The sequence below is a fragment of the Roseateles sp. P5_E11 genome, from assembly GCF_054049355.1.
Map to the genome: position 1 here is coordinate 1 of NZ_JBFUMO010000008.1, position 17,765 is coordinate 17,765.

14 protein-coding genes are annotated in these 17,765 nt (G+C 68.5%); 6 read left to right on the forward strand and 8 right to left on the reverse strand.

Annotated elements, in window-relative coordinates; all coding sequences use genetic code 11:
- Positions 1 to 193 precede the first annotated feature (193 nt).
- Together ACXJKR_RS01365 and ACXJKR_RS01370 are read left to right on the forward strand one after the other, a co-directional pair.
- Positions 194 to 1,213 carry an ATP-binding protein gene (locus ACXJKR_RS01365; RefSeq protein WP_056205055.1) on the forward strand — a complete coding sequence of 340 codons (1,020 nt, stop codon included), beginning with the start codon at positions 194 to 196 and terminating at the stop codon, positions 1,211 to 1,213.
- A gap of 329 nt (positions 1,214 to 1,542) precedes the next feature.
- Complete coding sequence (locus ACXJKR_RS01370) at positions 1,543 to 2,535, forward strand: PEP-CTERM sorting domain-containing protein (RefSeq protein ID WP_457320104.1); 993 nt, start codon at positions 1,543 to 1,545, stop codon at positions 2,533 to 2,535.
- Positions 2,536 to 2,600: 65 nt separating this feature from the next.
- On the opposite strand, the gene ACXJKR_RS01375 is transcribed toward ACXJKR_RS01370, so the two are convergent.
- The gene (locus ACXJKR_RS01375) at positions 2,601 to 3,503 is read right to left on the reverse strand and encodes a pirin family protein (RefSeq protein WP_457320105.1); all 903 of its coding nucleotides are present in this window, start codon (positions 3,501 to 3,503) and stop codon (positions 2,601 to 2,603) included.
- Entirely contained in the window at positions 3,500 to 4,054 is a 555-nt protein-coding gene (locus ACXJKR_RS01380) for an NADPH-dependent FMN reductase (protein WP_457320107.1), read from the reverse strand. Before ACXJKR_RS01380 ends, ACXJKR_RS01375 begins: the two co-directional genes overlap by 4 nt.
- A 39-nt stretch (positions 4,055 to 4,093) precedes the next feature.
- On the opposite strand from ACXJKR_RS01380, the gene ACXJKR_RS01385 reads away from it, so the two are divergent.
- Positions 4,094 to 4,297, forward strand: a complete 204-nt coding sequence (locus ACXJKR_RS01385) for a heavy-metal-associated domain-containing protein (protein WP_457320108.1) — start codon at positions 4,094 to 4,096, stop codon at positions 4,295 to 4,297.
- Position 4,298: 1 nt separating this feature from the next.
- Here ACXJKR_RS01385 and ACXJKR_RS01390 read toward each other — a convergent pair whose 3' ends face one another.
- From ACXJKR_RS01390 to ACXJKR_RS01410, 5 genes are all read right to left on the reverse strand, one after another.
- Complete coding sequence (locus ACXJKR_RS01390; RefSeq protein ID WP_457320109.1) at positions 4,299 to 6,527, reverse strand: molybdopterin cofactor-binding domain-containing protein; 2,229 nt, start codon at positions 6,525 to 6,527, stop codon at positions 4,299 to 4,301.
- Positions 6,528 to 6,537: 10 nt separating this feature from the next.
- A complete protein-coding gene (locus tag ACXJKR_RS01395) occupies positions 6,538 to 6,993 on the reverse strand; it encodes a (2Fe-2S)-binding protein (protein ID WP_056205070.1) in 456 nt (151 codons plus the stop codon).
- 161 nt (positions 6,994 to 7,154) lie between these two features.
- Positions 7,155 to 9,932 (reverse strand): TonB-dependent receptor plug domain-containing protein, encoded by a 2,778-nt coding sequence (locus ACXJKR_RS01400; RefSeq protein ID WP_457320111.1) that lies wholly within the window; start codon positions 9,930 to 9,932, stop codon positions 7,155 to 7,157.
- A gap of 200 nt (positions 9,933 to 10,132) precedes the next feature.
- Positions 10,133 to 12,514: a CHASE2 domain-containing protein gene (locus ACXJKR_RS01405; RefSeq protein WP_457320112.1), complete on the reverse strand. Its 2,382-nt coding sequence runs from the start codon at positions 12,512 to 12,514 to the stop codon at positions 10,133 to 10,135.
- The gene (locus ACXJKR_RS01410) at positions 12,511 to 14,139 is read right to left on the reverse strand and encodes a FecR domain-containing protein (protein ID WP_457320114.1); all 1,629 of its coding nucleotides are present in this window, start codon (positions 14,137 to 14,139) and stop codon (positions 12,511 to 12,513) included. The genes ACXJKR_RS01405 and ACXJKR_RS01410 overlap by 4 nt, the downstream gene beginning before the upstream one ends.
- 75 nt (positions 14,140 to 14,214) lie before the next feature.
- On the opposite strand from ACXJKR_RS01410, the gene ACXJKR_RS01415 reads away from it, so the two are divergent.
- On the forward strand, positions 14,215 to 14,496 hold the full coding sequence (locus ACXJKR_RS01415; RefSeq protein ID WP_056205081.1) for a hypothetical protein: 282 nt from the start codon (positions 14,215 to 14,217) through the stop codon (positions 14,494 to 14,496).
- On the opposite strand, the gene ACXJKR_RS01420 is transcribed toward ACXJKR_RS01415, so the two are convergent.
- Positions 14,493 to 15,185, reverse strand: a complete 693-nt coding sequence (locus ACXJKR_RS01420; RefSeq protein ID WP_457320116.1) for a TetR/AcrR family transcriptional regulator — start codon at positions 15,183 to 15,185, stop codon at positions 14,493 to 14,495. The two genes, ACXJKR_RS01415 and ACXJKR_RS01420, sit on opposite strands and share 4 nt — an antisense overlap.
- Positions 15,186 to 15,348: 163 nt before the next feature.
- Here ACXJKR_RS01420 and ACXJKR_RS01425 point away from each other — a divergent pair, with 163 nt between their 5' ends.
- Positions 15,349 to 16,956 (forward strand): carboxyl transferase domain-containing protein, encoded by a 1,608-nt coding sequence (locus tag ACXJKR_RS01425; protein ID WP_457320118.1) that lies wholly within the window; start codon positions 15,349 to 15,351, stop codon positions 16,954 to 16,956.
- Positions 16,956 to 17,750 (forward strand): M48 family metalloprotease, encoded by a 795-nt coding sequence (locus ACXJKR_RS01430; RefSeq protein ID WP_457320120.1) that lies wholly within the window; start codon positions 16,956 to 16,958, stop codon positions 17,748 to 17,750. Before ACXJKR_RS01425 ends, ACXJKR_RS01430 begins: the two co-directional genes overlap by 1 nt.
- The last annotated feature ends 15 nt before the right edge of the window (positions 17,751 to 17,765 follow it).

The window sequence follows — 17,765 nt, forward strand, 5'->3', positions numbered from 1 at the left end:
GGTGCGCGCCGGGGAGATTTGCCACGCCATCCAGCGTTGCGCCCGCCTCGTGGGGATGACCCCACAGCGGCGGCCGCGCCTTGTCTGGCATGGCAAATCTCCCCGGCGCGCACCCGTCCCAAAGGCCGGCAGCCTCCAGAGTCGGTAGCGACCCCACCCCCCGTGATTGAAGTAGTCAGCACAATGCGTGCTCATGACAAGACTGGTGTTCGACCACCTCACCAACTGGATCACCGCCGCGGCCAGTGAGCACTCGCTGGCGTTGGCGACCCACATCGAGGAGCGCACCGGGGCCAGCCACCGCGCCGTGCTGTCGGCACTGAAGCGCCTGGTGGACGCCGGCTGGCTGACCCGCTCCGGCACCGGCCGCCGACCGGTGTTCTCGCCTGGCAGCCTGCGCCAGGTGGCGCGCAGTTACACCCTTTACGGCCTGCAGGAAGACCTGCCCTGGCAGCGCGACTTCGCACCCCATTTCGCCTTGCCCAAGCATGTGGAACGCATGGTGCAGCATGGCTTCACCGAGCTCGTGAACAACGCAGCCGACCATTCCGGCGGCAGCAGCGTCACCGTGTCGCTGCGCCAGACGCCCACCCATGTGCAGCTGCTCGTCAGCGATGACGGCATGGGCGTCTTCGACAAGATCTGCAGCGCCTTCCAGCTCGAGGACCCCCAGCACGCGATGCTGGAGCTCAGCAARGGGCGCCTGACCAGTGCCCCCGATGCCCACACCGGCCGCGGCCTGTTCTTCAGCTCGCAGCTGGCCGATGTGTTCGACATCCACGCCAACAACACCGCCTACCAGCGCCGCGCCTGGGAGAGCGCCGGCTGGAAGAAGGGCCGCGCCCTGCCGCGCCAGGGCAGCTCCATCTACATGGCCATCGCGCTGAACACGACGCGCACGCTTGACGGCGTCATGGAAACCTGGAGCCTGGCAGGCGACGGCATCGAGTTCGACCAGACCCGCGTGCAGCTGCGCCTGCTGACCAGCGAAGGCCAGGCCCTGGACTCCCGCGCCCAGGCCCGCCGCGTCGGCTCCCGGCTGTCGGCCTTCAAGCGCGCCGAGATCGACTTCGACGGCGTGGCCGACGTCGGCCACGGCTTCACGGACGAGTTGTTCCGCGTGTTCGCCAAGGCCAACCCGCAGATCGAGCTGGTAGCGGTGAATGCGACGCCGCGCATCGAGGCGTTGGTGAAGAGCGCCCGGGCCGGTTGAGGCGGTCAACTCGTTCGTCAGCCCGGATGCGCATGCCGGGCCGAGTGGCACAGATGCGCAGGTCGCCCAGCGGCCGCGCCCCAGACGCCGACGCGGCGCAGGCATCCCTTTTGGGCGGCAACCGATTTCGAGAGCGCGGTGGACGTGCCCGCTGGCTTCCAGGACGCGTGTCGGAGAAGTTGACACCCTGCCCCCTTTCGCAAACGGCATAAAACCATAAATGCATGTCGCAGCAGCTTTTTCTGGCTCGCGGCACGACTTATGCGTGCCGCAAATGTGGGTCGCCGCCTCGCTCCGAGGCGACCTCGAAAATCAGTCCGGAGACCGCGATGACACTGAAGAAACTACTTGGCTTCGTGGCTCTGGCTGTGGCCTTCGCCCCCGCTGCCCACGCCGGCCTCACACTGACGGCAGGTGGCGTCACTGCCGGCTTCACGTTGACCACCTTCGTCAGCGGCTACAACTTCGGCAACTACGGCCCGCTGTCCCAGGCGGTTCTGCCGAATGGCAACATCGTCACCGGCAGCGTGGGCTCCGGTCAGCTCTATGTCTTCAAGGATGTGGACAACCAGACCTTGGGCGATGCGCTGATCGCCAATCCCTACGCCTTCGAAACGGGGAACCCGCATTTCGCGATGGCTACCGTCGCCGGTCAGGCCTATGGCGGCCAGCTCTTCGGCGGGCGCTTCTACCACTTTGCCAATGATGGCTCCTACGTGCCCATCGGCGGCGCCACCGGTACCGATCTCGTGGACTATCTGGGCATCTGGGGATCGGTCAGCGGCAAGATGATTGCGTCTACCAATCGCGGCCTCGTCGAGATCGACCCGGTCAGCGGCGCCTACCGCATCATCAACCCGGGGCTGTTCCCCGACGGTGTCTCCGTCTCACCCGACGGCACCATCGCCTATATCGAAAACGGCGGCATCATCCAGTCCTATGACATCGCCACGGGCGCATTGATCCGCTCGTACTTCAGCACGGGCGGTCATGGCGCTGACGGAACGGGCGTCATCATCGGCGGCCTTTACGACGGCGACGTCATCGTCAACAACAACGATGGGACCCTGGGGCTGCTTGATGTCGACAACGACACCATGCTCATCATCGCCATGGGGGGCAGCCGCGGCGACTTCACATCGGCCGATACCAGCAACGGCACGCTCTTCATATCGCAGATCGAACAGGTGCTGCGCCTGAGCTGCGGTGCGGGATGCACCATAGGCGGCCCGGGGGGCAATACCGTGCCGGAGCCGAACGTGCTGGTGCTGATGGTTCTGGCGCTTGCCGCAGCTGCCTGGAGCCGGCGCCGCAAACAGTGACGCTGAACCCGGCAAGCCGACCGGCCTGACCTTTGGTCGGTCGGCCTGTTTTGGTTTGCGCCGCTTCAGCCCGGCCGGTGCAGCGCCGGCACCGGCGGCACCGGGATGCGCGGGCCGCCATAGCCCTCGACCGCACCGAAGCGCCCACCGTCCTCGCGCGCCCAGTCCAGGGCCCAGGCCCGCATCTCATCCGGCTCGCGGCCGACGAAGTTCCACCACAGCAGCGGCGGCTGGCTCCAGGGCTCGCCGCCGAGCAGCAGCAGGCGTGACGAGACCGAGCAGCGCAGTTCGACGGATTCGCAGCCGGGGCCGAGGTAGAGCAGCGTGCCCGGCGTGACCGTCTCGACGGCATCGTGGCCGGCCGGCGCCGCCTCGATCTCGCCCTCCAGCAGCATCAACCCATGCTCAAAGCCGGGCCGCAGCGTGAGCATCGCGTCAGCCGGCCCGCCCGCAACCAGGTCCACGCCAAGCAGCGGCGTGAAGCTGGGCACTGGCGAGCGCAGGCCGGCGAACTCGCCAACCAGCAGCGTGCCGTCAAAACCGCCCACCGAGCAGCGCGGCAGTTCGGCGAAATGCTGGAAGCTGGGCGCGCGTTCGCGCTCGGCATCGGGCAGCGCGATCCACAGCTGCGCCAGGTGGATGCGGTCGGAGAGCGATTCCTCGCTGTGCGAGATGCCGTGGCCGGCCGTCATCAGGTTGACCTGGCCGGGGCGCAGCACCTGCTCGGAGCCCAGGCTGTCGCGGTGCAGGATCTCGCCCTCGATCATCCAGCTGAAGGTCGACAGCCCGGTGTGCGGATGGGGGCCGACATTCATGCGCCGCTCAGGCGGCAAGGTGGCCGGGCCGGCATGGTCGGCGAAGCACCAGGCACCGATGATGCGCCGCGCCTTGTTGGGCAGGGCCCGCTGGATGGGAATGCCGCCCACGTCGCCGATGTGGCTGGCAATGCGCTCGACGTGGACGCTCATGACGTTCTCTTGCGCACGAAGTCGACAAAGCCGTGGACAAAGGTCTGCAACTGCCCCCGCACCCTGTCATCAACGAGACGGCCGTCGGCGTCGAAGACCGAGCCGGCCTTAGAGACCAGCAGCTCGCCGGCCATCCAGTGGTCGCAGCCGAAAGCATGCAGCACCGGCAACAGCGCGCCCTGGGAGCGCACGGTGCCGAAGCCGCCCGGCGACGCGCCGATCACGGCCGTGGGCCTGCCGCCAAACAGCTTGGCGCCTTCGCCGCTGGGTCGCGACAGCCAATCCAACCCGTTCTTCAGCACGCCGGGGATGGAGTGGTTGTACTCGGGCGTGCTGATCAACAGCGCATTCGCGGCACGGATCTCCTCGCGCAGCTTCGTCACGGCCTCGGGAATGCCCTGGGCCTCGACGTCGCCGTCATAGAGGGGAATGCCGTGCAGGGTGCGCAGCTCGATCGTGACGCCCTCGGGCGCCATCGCGATGGCAGCGCGCAGCAAGGCGGTGTTGTAGGACGCGCGGCGCAGCGCGCCGCTGAGGGCAATGATGTGCATGGCGATACCGCAAAGGTGGATGCGGGCATGATGCCAGCGATGCACAGCTTCATCCTGCCCAACATGAGCTGCGGCCATTGCGTCGCCGCCATCACCGAAGCGCTGAAGGCGGCCGACGCCCAGGCGCGCGTCGAAATTGATCGCAACGCCAAGACCGCCGACGTCGACAGCGACCTGCCCCGCGAGGCACTGGTGGCCGTGCTGACCGAGGCCGGCTACCCCCCGGCGCCGGCCAGCACCTGACTCAGGCGAAGCTGAACGGCAACTCGCGCTGGCGCTTGCCAGTCAGCCGCGCCACCGCGTTGGCGAGCGCCGGTGCCAGCGGCGGCAGCCCCGGCTCGCCCATGCCCTTGGGTGGGTCGTTGCTGGGCACGATGCTGACGGTCATGACCTTGGGCGCGTCGGGCATGCGCGGCATGGCCATGTCATAGAAGTTGTTCTGCTCGACGACGCCGTCCTTGAAGGTCACGCGGTGGGTCGGCATGGTCGTGGCCAGCGCCATGATGGCCGCGCCCTGCACCTGGGTCTCGACCGCCTTGGGGTTGATGCAGAGGTTGCAGTGCACGCCCGCATGCACTTCCTGCAGCACCGGCTGGCGATCCTTGCCCTTGCCCTTCATGCTCGCCACGACGACATAGGCGACGACGGATTCGAAGCTCTCATGCACGGCCACGCCCCAGGCCTGGCCGGGTTTGAGCTTGCGCTTGCCATAGCCGCTCTTGTCGACGGCGGCTTGCAGGGCGGCGCGATGGCGGTCGGCCTTGGCGTTGCCCTCCATCAGCTTGAGCCGGTAGGCGACCGGGTCCTGCTTGGTGGCAAACGCGATCTCGTCGACCAGGGTCTCCATCACATAGGCCGTGTGGGTGGAGCCCACCGAGCGCCACCACAGCACCGGCACATTGACGTCGGGGTGGTGGACGCTGAGGTTCATCGGGAACTCGTAGGGCTCGCGCATGCCCTCGGTCGTCGTGCCGTCCACGCCCTTCTGGTAGCCAAAGCCCTCCAGCGGCGAGCCCTTCAGGATGCTCTGGCTGACGATGCGGTGCTGCCAGCCGGAGATCTTGCCCGCGGCATCGAAGCCGATCTCGGCGCGGTGCACCGTCATGGGCCGGTAGTAGCCGGCCTTGACGTCATCCTCGCGGCTCCAGATCACCTTGACCGGCATGGGTTTGCCGGCCTGGGCCAGGGCCACCGCCACGGCTGCCGCCTCGCGCGGCCATTCGGTGGCGGGCGTGGCACGCCGGCCAAAGCCGCCGCCCGCCATCTGCACATTGACCTGCACCTGCTCCGGCTTGAGCCCCACCGTCTTGGCCAGGTTCATCGCATCGATGCCGGGCATCTGGGCCGCGTAATAGAAGTCGCAGCGGTCGGCCTTCAGGTCCACCGTGCAGGCCAGCGGCTCCATCTGGGCGTGGTTCAGATAGGGGAAGACGAAGTCCGCCGTGATCTTCCTGGGCGCCTTCGCCCAGGCGCTGGCATCGGCCTGGAACTCCGGCTTGGGCGCCGGCGTGCCGGGCGTCTTGGCCAGGGCCAGGTACTGCTTGGTCAGCGCCGCGGTGTCGGGCTTGGYGACGCCACCCAGGTCCCAGTCGACCTTGAGCGCATCACGGCCCTTCTTGGCCGCCCAGTAGCCGCTGGCCACCACCGCCACGCCCTGGCCGCCACGGTCCAGCGCCACCGGCAGCACGGCCTTGACGCCCTTGACCTTGAGCGCCTCGGTCGAATCGAGCTTGGCGACCTTGCCGTTGAAGACCGGCGGGCGCTGGATGACGGCCACCGCCATGCCCGGCAGCTGCACGTCCATGCCGTAGGCCTGAGCGCCGGTGCTCTTGGCTTGGCTGACGACCAGGCCGGTGGGCTTGCCGATCAGCCTGAAGCTCTTGGGATCCTTCAACGTGACGGCTTCGGGCACCGTGTCCTTCATGGCGGCGTCGAAGAACTCGCCATAGCCGGCGCTCTTGCCACCACCCGAAATGACGCCGTTCTCGGCTTTTAACGATGCGGCTGGCACCCCCCAGCTTTCGGCCGCAGCGGCTACCAGCATGGCCTTGGTGCGCGCACCCAGCTCGCGGTACTGCTGGTAGCTGTTCTTGACCGAGTTGGAGCCGCCGGTCAGGTGGATGCCGAACAGCGGATCGACATAGGCGGCCTTCTGGTCGCCAAAGCCGGTGCGGACCTTGCTCCAGTCGGCCTCCAGTTCCTCGGCGCAGATCATGGCCAGGCCGGTCTCGACGCCCTGGCCCATGTCCATGCGGTTGCACAGGATGGTGGTGGTGCCGTCCTTGGCGATGGTGACGAAGGCCAGAGGCTGCTCGGTCGGCTTGGACCCGGGCTTGGGCGCCTGGGCGCTCGCCATGCCAGGCAACAGCGCCAGGCCGACGGCGCCGCCGACGGTGGTGGTGACGAAGCTGCGACGGGAAACTCCAAGGGAGCCCGCGGTCAGTGCCTGGTCGATGCGACGGGGATTCAGCATGTCGGCCTCCTCAGGCGAGCTTGGCCGCAGCCGTGTGGATGGCCGCGCGAATGCGGGTGTAGGTGCCACAGCGGCAGAGATTGCCGGCCATGGCTTCGTCGATCTGCGCGTCACTGGGCTTTTTGTTGCCCTTGAGCAGCGCCACCGCGCTCATGACCTGGCCGCTCTGACAGTAGCCGCACTGGGCCACGTCATGCTCGACCCAGGCGGCCTGCACGGCCTGGCCGACCTTGTCGGTGGCGATGCCCTCGATGGTGGTCACCGGGCCTTGCACCGAGGAGATGGGCGTCAGGCAGGACCGCACCGGCGCCCCGGCCACGTGCATGGTGCAGGCGCCGCACTGGGCCGCCCCGCAGCCGAATTTCGTGCCGGTCAGCTGCAATTCCTCCCGCACGGCCCACAGCAGGGGCATATCGGGCTCGGCGTCCAGCGACACGGCGCGACCGTTGACGGTCATGTTGATCATGGGATTCCTCAGGGGGGTGGGACGCGGGCGACTCTAGCCAGAAGCAGCGTCCCAGTACATCACTCAGGCATTACGCCGGGCGGGCTGAGGGGCTGAGCCAGTAAAAAGGGGCTCCGAGGAGCCCCTTGTGATCACGCCGCGCCGGTGGGGCGCGATCCATTTCACTTGAACTGGTAGCTCGCCGTGGCGTACCAGAAGCGGCCACGTGGGTCGACGAAGGAACCCGCATAGCCGGTCACGTGCGAGCCATAGCTGGACACGGCGGTGAACGGCGGGTCCTGGTCCAGCAGGTTGCGGGCGCCGACACGCAGGGCCAGCGTGGGCATGGGCTTCCAGCCTAGGCCCAGGTTCCAGCGGCTGCTGTCCTTGACCTTGTGCTCGACGAGCGGGCCGACGTTGGCTTCCACCAGGCCGGCCGATTCCGTCCAGCCCTTGACGAAGATGTTCTCCAGCGTCAGGTTCCAGTTGCCCATGTTCCAGTCCAGGCCCAGGGTGTGCTGCCACTTGGGCACCGGCTGCACGCCGGCACCGTCGCCGGCCGTGCCCTCATAGGACACATAAGGCGTGCCCTTGCCGTTCTGCTGCTTCCATTGGTTGATGAAGCTGCCGGCGTAGCTGGCGCTCAGGCGACCCATGGAACCCAAGCTCCAGCCCGCCTTCACGTCGAGGTCGATGCCGTTGGTCTTCAGATCGCCGAGGTTCTCGACCGGGGTCTCGATGTAGCTGATGAAGCCGCTGGGCTGCAGGCGGTGGATGCGGGTGTTGTAGCGCTGGTAAAGGATCGGGTCGGACATGATGGCGTCGCCGCCGATGGTGCCGATCTGGTCCTTCTTCTGGATATGCCAGTAGTCCAGCGCGATGGACAGGTCCCGCATCGGCTCGAACACCGCGCCAAAGGAATACTGGCGCGACTTCTCGGGCTTGAGCGAGGGGTCACTGGACAGGCGCACGTTGAACTGCGTTTCGCAGCGCGGGTCGCCGGCCTGGCCGGGCGGGCAGTTCGGGTCGACCAGGGAGTTGGCGGTGTTGGTGAAGGCCGTCGGGCTGTTCACGTCCCACAGCGTCGGGGCGCGGAAGCCCGTGCCGGCACTGGCGCGCAGCAGCACTTCGCGGCTGGGCTGGAAGCGCAGCGTCACGCCCGGGTTGAACGTGCCGCCGAAGTCGCTGTATTTGTCGTAGCGCGCCTTGACCGTGGCCTCCCAGCCCTTGGCGAAGGGCATCGACAGCTCACTGAACACGGCATAGATGGTGCGCGAGGCCACGGTCTTGGGCACCGTGCCTTCGCCGCCGATGTGCAGGCCCAGCTCATAGTCGGCATTCACGGCATGGTCGTCGGCCTTTTCCTTGCGCAGATCGGTGCCGACGGCCAGCATCATCGGGCCGCCGCTCATGGCCATCAGTTCGGTGCTGGCCTTGGCGTCGAAGGCATAGGTCGTGCTCTTGGAACGGCGCATCGGGCCTTCCATGCGCGCGCGGTTCAGCGCGGCCAGCCCAGCTTCATCCTGCGGGCCGAAGGGGTTGATGACCCCGGTGGCCAGTTCGGTGATGAAGCGGCCTTCGTGCAGGTAGTTGTAGTAGTCCAGCGAGCCCTTGGCCTGCGACATCGTCAGGCCGGCGTCGTAGTCCCAGCCCTGGAAGATGCCGGTGGCACCGGCCACGAAGCGGGTCTGCTCGTTCAACACGTTGTTGGTGCGCGGGCCGACCGGCACGGAACGCATCGCGATCTCGGTGAAACCGCCACCCAGCGTGTCGAACTGCGCCGGCGTGTAGCCCAGGCTGGTCAGCAGTGCCGCCGGGAAGTATTTGCTCGAGATGGGGAAGGCGAAGGACGGGTAGGTGCCGTCGGCCTTCACATGACCCGCCGTCGAGTCAATGGGCACGGCGGCCGTGCGGCCGATGGAGTCGTTGCGTGCGTAGCTGGCCTCGAAGAAGATCTGCGAATCGCCGCCCGTGTCCAGCGTCAACCGACCGAAGGCGTCGGCCTTCTTGGAGTCGGGCAGGTTCTCCTGCATGGCCGGGTAGATGAAGCGGCAGCGCTTTTTCTGGGTGCCGTTTGGGGTCAGAACGGGCTGCCCTGCGGCATTCACCACGTCCTGGATGGTGTTGWAGTTGGGGTCGCAGGGGCTGAAGTTGGTGCCCGCGTTGGCATAGGCGCCCGGCGTGATGTTGAAGTCGACGAGGCGGCCCGGGAAGGAGCGGCCCGAGGTGGGAGGATCGGAGCCGGGGATCTCGTCGATGCCGCGCAGGTACCACTTCTGGTCGAGGGAGCTGACCTTGGTCTGCTTCTTGACGTTGCCGGTCACGAGCAGGTTGTAGCCATCGGTCTTGAGGCCGCCCATGCCGAAGGCGATGGAGGCGCTCGTCTCCTTGCCGCCGATGCTCTTCTCGGGTGCGCCGTACTTCAGCGTGACGGCGCCCTTGTCATAGTCCTTGCGGGTGATGAAGTTGATGACGCCGCCGACGGCGTCGGTGCCATACACGGCCGAGGCGCCGTCACGCAGCACCTCGATGCGGTCGATGGCCGCGAAAGGGATGCTGTTCAGGTCCACTGACGAATTGCCGCCGATGGAGYCGAAGGCGAAGTTGGCCAGGCGCCGGCCATTCAGCAGCACCAGCGTCGAGTTGGGGCCCAGGCCGCGCAGGTTGGCGAAACTCTGGGAATAGCCGGCGCCCTGCGTCGTGTCCGACTGCACGGCGGTGTTGGCACCGATGCGGCGCAGGATGTCCTCGACGTTGGTGGCGCCGGTCTTCTCGATCTGGTCGCGCGTCATCACCGACACCGGCAGGGCCGTCTCGGATTCCACGCGCTTGATCGACGAGCCGGTGATGGTGATGCGCTCGAGCTGCTGCTGTTGGGCCGGTGCGTTCTGCGCAGCGGCCGAGCCGGCGATACCGGCGGCCAGCAAGGCCAGCGCCAGTCGGGTGTGGCGGTGTTGCATGGAAGCTCACTCCTGTCAGTTGGGGCCTTGTGAAGGGTCGCCCCCGACCCCCGCCGCGGCGCGGCTTGTTGCCCTCATGCAAAGAAGTGTTGAGCCGCAGTTCATGGCTCCTCCCCTGCGGGAAGTCAGGCTGTGGCGCATTCACAGCACTGCGAATTAGGGCCTGACTTCCTTCACGTCCGCGGCCGGCGCCGCAAGGCTCAGACTCGCGCGTACTTGGCCAGGGCCTGCAGCAGCGCTGCGAGGCTGATGGGCTTGGTCAGGTGCGCGTCGCAACCCGCCGCCAGGGACTGCTGCACATCGGTGTCGAAGGCGTTCGCCGTCAGCGCGACGATGGGCGTGCGCGGCCTGCCCTCGGCAGCTTCGATGGCCCGCCATTGCCGCGTGGCCGACAGCCCGTCCAGCCCGGGCATCAGCATGTCCATCAGCACGAGGTCGAAGTCACCCTCGCCCGTGCCCTCACGCAGCGCGGCCAGGGCCTGCTCGCCATCGCGCGCCCGCTTGATGCGGTGGCCCAGGGGCTGCAGCATGCCCTCGATGACGAGCACGTTGACGTCGTTGTCCTCGGCCAGCAGCAGCTCAAGCGGACGGCTCGGCGCCATGCGTTCAGCGCGCGTCTCTGCCGGGTCGGCATGCGGCGGGCGCGAATCGGGCAGATCCAGCCGCACCTCGAAGCAGCTGCCCTCGCCTACACGGCTGTGCACGCTGACATCGCCGCCCATCAGCCGCGCCAGCCTGCGCGTGATGGCCAGGCCCAGGCCGGTGCCGCCGAATTCCTGCGCGATGCTCGCATCCGCCTGGGCGAAGGGYTGGAAGATGCGCTCCAACCCGTCGGGTGCAATGCCGATGCCGGTGTCCTGCACGCTGATCAGCACCTGGCCCTGGGTGCTGCGCGACAGCTCGACCGTCACGCCGCCCGTCTTGGTGAATTTGATGGCGTTGCCAACCAGGTTGGTGACGATCTGCGCCACCCGCTGCTGGTCGCCCAGCACCCAGCCCGCCGCTTCGGTGCGCGCGAACACGCGCAGCCACAGGCCCTGGCTCTGGGCGCGCTCGCGCAGCAGCTCCAATTGCAACTCGACGAGGTCGACCAGATTGAAGGGATGCGAGGCCAGCTCCAGCCGGCCGCTCTCGATGCGGGCGTTGTCGAGCAGGTCGTTGATGAGGGCGAACACCTGGCGGCCGGCATGGCCCAGCACCTCGACGTAATGGGCCTGATCCGGCTTGAGCGGCGAGCGCGCGAGGATGTCGGAGAAGCCCAGCACGGCGTTCATCGGCGTGCGCATCTCGTGGCTGACCTGAGCCAGCAGCTCGGTCTTGGCGCGGCTGCGCGCGTCGGCCAGCTCGCGCTCGCGGGTCAGCTCGCGCTCCCGCTCACGGGCGTGGCGCTCGTGCTCGACGGCTGTCAGCAGCAGGGCCAGCGCGAGCAGGTAGAAGCCAGGCGCGAGCGTCGGCAGCGTACCGGCCCACGCGGCACTCCATGACGCGAACAGCAGCGCCGCCATCGCGATGCCTGCCGCCAGCGCCTGGCGACGCAACAGCAGGGGCAACGCACCCAGGGCGAACAACAGCGCATCCACGGCCCACACGCCCGCACCGCGCTCGCGCAGCAGCGCCAGCGGCTCGGCGCCCAGGGCTTCGAAGACGGCAGCGTTCAGCGCCGTCCCCGACAACCGGCCCTGGGGCGTCATGACCTCGTCGGCAAAGAAGGCACTGCTGCCGACGAAGACGCTGCGGCCGGCGAGCAATCGGGCCAGCTCGGCGTCCTCGCTCTCGCCCAGGGCCGCGCGCATCAGGCGCTGCCAGGACACGCGTGGTGGCTCGCCGCCGCCCAACGGCAGGCGCAGGCGCAGCTGGCCGGCCTCGTCCACAGGCCAGCGGCGCGCGCCCGCGACAAGCTCGTCGCCCTCGCGCCGCCAGCCAAGCGCACCGTCGGCGCGCAGGCGCGCAGCGAAGGCCAGGCTGGGCAGGCTGCGCCCCTGCACGCGATGCAACAACGGCAGACGGCGCAGCAGCCCGTCGTCGTCCAGGGCCACCGAAATGACTCCCAGGCTGGCGGGCTCGGCGAGCGCGTCCAGCAGTGCATCGGCCGGGGCCGTCAGCGCGTCCCAGTCCAGGCCCGGCGCATGGGCCGCGCCCAGGCGGGTCAGCGCGCGCTGCTCGGCCGCACTGGCTGGCGCGAGTTCGACGCCGGCGCGCTGGCGCGTCGCCAGGCCGGCAGCCGCGAGCACCGTCGGCGGGCCGGCGGCCAAGGTCTGCGCCAGCCGTGTATCGCCCTCACGCGGGCCGGCGAAGACGATGTCGACGACAACGAGGCGGGCACCGGCCTGGCCGAGGTAGTCCAGCATCAGCGCATAGACCTCGCGCGAGTAGGGCCACTCGCCCAGGGGCTGGCGCAGCACAAGCAGCGAGGCGTCGTCGATGTCGACGATGACGCTGGTGGGTGGCGGTGCCGCGGGCGCGGYGGCACGCAGCAACAGGTCGCCGATGGCGCGGTCGATACGCGGCTGCGCGCCGGTCAGGCTCAGCAGCGCCCAGAGCAGCAGTGCTCCGGGCAGGGCGAGCCAGGGCCAGCGTTTCAAAGGACGGGGATCAGCAGCAAGGGCAGCAGCCACAGCCAGCGCGGATAGGGCTGCTCGATCATCTGCGTCTGGCCCCAGGGGCTTGCCGCGCCGGCGGCGTTGAAGGCCTTGGCGCGCAAGAAGTACTTGCCCGGCGATGGCTTCGGGATCGCGAGCTCGGGCTTGTCCGTTGCAAAGCGCTGCACGTCCGCGCCGTCAAAGGTCTCGGTCTTGGACCATTCCAGTTCGTAGCGCGTGACGTCCGGGTCGGCCCGCCAGCGCAGCTTCAACTGGTCGCCGCTGACCTCCGGCTCGGCCGGCGGTGGCGCGGGCGGCGGCGGCCTGATCTCGAAGGTTTGCGGGTCGCCGAACGGCCCGGCACGGCCGCCCGCTTCGACGGAGGCGATGCGCCAGTGATAGAGGCCGTCGGGCAGTCGGGCGTCGTAGTTCGCGCCGTCAATGGGTGAGGGTTGCAGAACCAGGTCCTTGAAGCCGGCATCCCGCGCGATCTGCAGGCGCACATTTGGCGCCACCGTGTTGCGCGTCCAGGCGAAGGCCATGCCACCGGTGTAGCTGACTGCACCCGACGCAGGCGCCTGGATGAAGGGTGGCTCGGGCCGGGCCTGCAGGCGGATGCTTGCATCGGCCGCGGCGCCCTCCTGGCCGCGCGCGTCGATGGCGCGCACGCGCAGCGTGTAGTCGCCGTCGGCCAGCTCGCGCGCCTCGGGCCAGGTGACGGCCGGCTCGCCCACGACGTCATCCAGCAGCAGGCGGTCGAAGTCACCGCCAACGTAGAGCTGTACGCGCCAGGTGGCAGCGCCGGCCGGACCACCCACCCAGGCCATGTGCAGCGGCAGCCGCTCCGTCACGGGCACCAGGCCGCTCAGATCGGCCGCCGGCAGCAGCGGCGCGACGCTGCGCGCTGCCCCGTCGGCGAGCAGGCCCTGGCCGCTCGCCACGTCGGGGCCCAGGCCACCGGCATGCACGGCGCCGGACAGCACCTGCATGCGGCTCTGCGAACCCGCCGTCTGCACGCGGAACTCGGTGCCGCGCACGCCCAGGTTCACATGCGGCGTGCGCACTTCGTACAGCGGCACGCGCTGTGCGTTGGGCGTCACGCGGCTGTCCGCACCGCCCTGCTGCACGCCGATGCGCACCGCGGGGATGGCGCCGCGGCCCAGCACCAGCAGTTGGTCCAGCGTGATGTCGCTGTCGGGCGGGATCAGCAGCCGCGAGCCATCGGCGAAACGCAGGCTGGCGCTGGACTGAGCGCCGGTCTTGATGCGGTCCCCGCCTTGCAGCGTCGCGCCGGCGGTGAGGGCTTCGCTCGCCGCACCACGCTGGCGCGTGACCTGGCCGCGTGCGAACACAGCCTCGGCGACGCTGGCCTCGCGACGCAGCCAGGCAACGGGCATGCGCAGGGTCGAGCCGGGCATCAGCCGCAGCGGGTCAGGCACGCGGTTGAGCTTTTGCAGGTCGCGCCAGGTCTTGGGCGGCGCCAGCCAGGCGTCGGTCAGTGTGATCAGCGTGTCACCGGGCTGGATGCGGTAGCGCCAGTCGGCGTCGGCCGCCTCCGTCTGCGCGCGCGCCAAGGCGCAGCCCAGCAGCAGCAGGCTCGTGGCGAGCCAGACTCTCAGTGCATTCATCGGAGCCCCTTCCCTGGCAGCAGGGTGCATCCTAGTCATACCTGAGAATGAGCGACACCACGAGGAGGGCGTGCGATGTTCACGATCTCGGCCTTTACCGGCTGGCTGCGCCGGCACCGTTTCGCCTGCTTCGGGCTGATGGTGCTGAGCTTTGTCGTCTTCGGCCTGCTGACCCTGGACCTGGTGCGGCTGGTGAGCGCAAACGCAGCCCTGCTGTCGAACTACGGCTGGCAGGGCCTGCAGGACGGCGGGCTGCGGCAACTGGCCGAGCTGATCGCCTCGACGCTGGCGGCGATGGCGGCCTGGCTGCTGTTCAAGGTCTGCGAGACGGTGCTCGTGCAGGCCTGGACGCGTTAGGCCTGAGCCAACGCATCCTGCAGCTGCCCACGCAGCCGGCGCAGCCGCTGCAGCTCCTGGTCGGGTGCCTGCAGCGCCGGCCACAGCAGGGCGACGAGGTCACGCGCGCTGGCCTCCACGTCGATCTGGCGGCCGGTGATGACCACCTCCCACAGCATGTGCTCCATCGGCCCGAACACCAGCGAGCGCAGCAGGCGCAGCGGGATGTCGCGCCGCACCTCGCCGGCCTCCTGGCCGCGCGCCAGCAGCTCCATCAGCGGCGCGGTGTAGCGCCGCTGCAGCTCGACGAAGCCTTCGCCGAGGTCCTGGCCCTTGGTTCTGCCTTCCGACAGCACCAGCGCGCACAGCCCCGTGCCCTGGATCAGGAACAGGCGCAGATGCGTCAGCACGACGAACTCCAGCTGCTCGCGCACCGAAGCCTGGCGCGGCAGGCCAGCCTCGATGGCGGCGATGATCTCGTCGTACCAGTCCTGGATGACGCGCATGCAGAGCTCGCGCTTGCCGCGGAAATAGGTGAAGACGGTGGCCTCCGAGATGGCCAGGCGCTGGGCGATCTCGGTCGTCGTCGCGCGCTCGTAGCCGCGCTCGGCGAACACCTCGCGGCCCACGCGCAGGATGTCGCGCACGCGCTGCTCGGCCTTGGGGCCTGCGGGGGATCTGCGCTGGGGCGTGACGGCGACGGTGGTCATCGAGGTCGCATTCTGCGCAATTCTTGAGTAACACTCAAGTCGGCATTGCATCCGTGTTCACCCTGGATTATTCTGGCGCCCCTCACGCGGCTCACGAGGCCGTCAATCAATAAGTTGAGCCCTGCTTAGTCGTTGACTCGAGCATGGGCTTCGCGGAGACACCATGCCGGTCCTCAATACCCAGCTCAACCCCCGCTCGGCCGATTTCAAGGCCAATGCGGACGCGATGCGCGGCCTCATTGACGACCTGAACGCCAAGCTCGCCAAGATCGCCCAGGGCGGCGGCGACGCCGCGCGCGCCAAGCACACGGCCCGCGGCAAGCTGCTGCCGCGCGACCGCGTCGAGATGCTGCTGGACCCGGGCACGCCCTTCCTCGAACTGGCGCCGCTGGCCGGCCTGAACCTGTACGACAACGCCGCGCCCGGCGGCGGTGTCATCGCCGGCATCGGGCGCGTGTCGGGCGTCGAATGCGTCATCGTCTGCAACGACGCGACCGTGAAGGGCGGCACCTACTACCCCATCACCGTCAAGAAGCATCTGCGCGCGCAGGAGATCGCCGCGCAGAACCGCCTGCCCTGCGTCTACCTCGTGGACAGCGGAGGCGCCAACCTGCCGAATCAAGACGAAGTGTTCCCCGACCGCGACCACTTCGGGCGCATCTTCTTCAACCAGGCCAACCTGAGCGCCGAAGGCATCCCGCAGATCGCCGTCGTCATGGGCTCGTGCACGGCCGGTGGCGCCTACGTGCCGGCGATGAGCGACGAGACCATCATCGTCAAGAACCAGGGCACCATCTTCCTGGGCGGCCCGCCGCTGGTGAAGGCCGCGACCGGCGAGGTCGTCACGGCCGAGGACCTGGGCGGCGGCGACGTGCACACCCGCCTGTCGGGCGTGGCCGACCACCTGGCCAACAACGACACGCATGCGCTGGCCATCGCGCGGCAGTCTGTCGCGCGCTTGAACTGGAGCAAGGTCAATCCGCTCGCTATGCTGGAACCGAAGGCGCCGGCCCACGACCCGGCCGAGTTGCATGGCGTCATCCCCACCGACACCCGCAAGCCCTTTGACATCCGCGAGATCATTGCCCGCATCGTCGACGGCTCGGAGTTCGATGAGTTCAAGGCCCGCTACGGCGCCACGCTCGTCTGTGGCTTTGCCCACATCGAGGGCATGCCGGTCGGCATCGTCGCCAACAACGGCATCCTGTTCGCCGAGAGCGCCAACAAGGGTGCCCACTTCATCGAGCTGTGCTGCCAGCGCAAGATCCCGCTGGTCTTCTTGCAGAACATCACCGGTTTCATGGTGGGCCGCAAGTACGAGAACGACGGCATCGCCCGCGCTGGCGCCAAGATGGTGACCGCCGTGGCCTGCGCCCAGGTGCCCAAGTTCACCGTCATCATTGGCGGCAGCTTTGGCGCCGGCAACTACGGCATGTGCGGCCGCGCCTATTCGCCGCGCTTCCTGTGGATGTGGCCGAATGCGCGCATCTCGGTGATGGGCGGCGAGCAGGCGGCCAGCGTGCTGTCCACCATCCGCCGCGACGCCGTCGAGGCCAAGGGCGGCACCTGGAGCGCCGACGAAGAGGAAGCCTTCAAGGCACCGCTGCGCCAGCAGTACGAGGATCAGGGGCATCCGTACTACGCGTCGGCACGGCTGTGGGACGACGGCGTCATCGACCCGGCCGACACGCGCCGTGTGCTGGCGCTGGGGCTGTCGGCGTCACTGAATGCGCCCATCCCTGAAACGAAGTTCGGCGTGTTTCGGATGTGATGACGCCACGCCTGCGCTCCACGCTGACCTCGTTGCTGGTCAGCCTTACCGTTGCTGCCAACGCCGCCACGCAGGAAGACCTGCGGCGCGTGGACGCCGCGCTGCGCCATGCCGCGTCGCCGTGGTGCGGCCGTCTGGCGGAAATCGACGCGCAGGGCCAGCGCCGCTGCACCGTGTCCTTCGAGAGCGTGGGGCCGATCGGCGCAGGCAACGCGTTCGCGGTGTTCGACATGACCCGCATCTCCGATGAGTTGCTGGCGGTGCTGTCTGAGGACGAACTCGCCGCAGCGATGGGCCATGAGCTGGCGCATGTGGTGCTGGGTCACGGCATCTTCAGAATGCGCCAGCAGAGCGCCAAAGGCCCGGACGAGGCGCAAGCCATGCTGCTGTCGCTCAATGAACAGTTCGGTATCGAGCCTCACGCAGACACTCCTCAAGACCCGCGCGCCCAGGAGCTGGACGYCGACACGCTCGGCCTGGTATTTGCCGGCCTGGCGGGGTACGACGTGCATCGCGGCGCGGCACTCTGGCGCACGGCCAGTCAACGCATTCCCGGCATGAAATCGCATGGCGGGCCCACCCACCCCGAAAACGCACGCCGACATGCCAACGCGGCCCGGGTGGCACACAGCTTCTGCCGCGCCGCCGCCGCATCGCAGCCACCCTGGCCCGCCACTGAACGGCTGCTGCCTCGCTACGAGCTGTCGCACGATGAAGCCGCACGTCAGCTCGATACGGCCCTGCTCAGCCGCGCCTGCGGCAAGCCCAACCCAGCCCGAATGCTGAAGAGATGACGRGATGGTCACCAT

Coding starts and splice junctions, on each gene's coding strand:
- ACXJKR_RS01370 (WP_457320104.1), top strand. CDS start 1,543: ATGACACTGAAGAAACTACTTGGCTTCGTGGCTCTGGCTGTGGCCTTC.
- ACXJKR_RS01425 (WP_457320118.1), top strand. CDS start 15,349: ATGCCGGTCCTCAATACCCAGCTCAACCCCCGCTCGGCCGATTTCAAG.
- ACXJKR_RS01420 (WP_457320116.1), bottom strand. CDS start 15,185: ATGACCACCGTCGCCGTCACGCCCCAGCGCAGATCCCCCGCAGGCCCC.
- ACXJKR_RS01395 (WP_056205070.1), bottom strand. CDS start 6,993: ATGATCAACATGACCGTCAACGGTCGCGCCGTGTCGCTGGACGCCGAG.
- ACXJKR_RS01385 (WP_457320108.1), top strand. CDS start 4,094: ATGCACAGCTTCATCCTGCCCAACATGAGCTGCGGCCATTGCGTCGCC.
- ACXJKR_RS01380 (WP_457320107.1), bottom strand. CDS start 4,054: ATGCACATCATTGCCCTCAGCGGCGCGCTGCGCCGCGCGTCCTACAAC.
- ACXJKR_RS01415 (WP_056205081.1), top strand. CDS start 14,215: ATGTTCACGATCTCGGCCTTTACCGGCTGGCTGCGCCGGCACCGTTTC.
- ACXJKR_RS01410 (WP_457320114.1), bottom strand. CDS start 14,139: ATGAATGCACTGAGAGTCTGGCTCGCCACGAGCCTGCTGCTGCTGGGC.
- ACXJKR_RS01375 (WP_457320105.1), bottom strand. CDS start 3,503: ATGAGCGTCCACGTCGAGCGCATTGCCAGCCACATCGGCGACGTGGGC.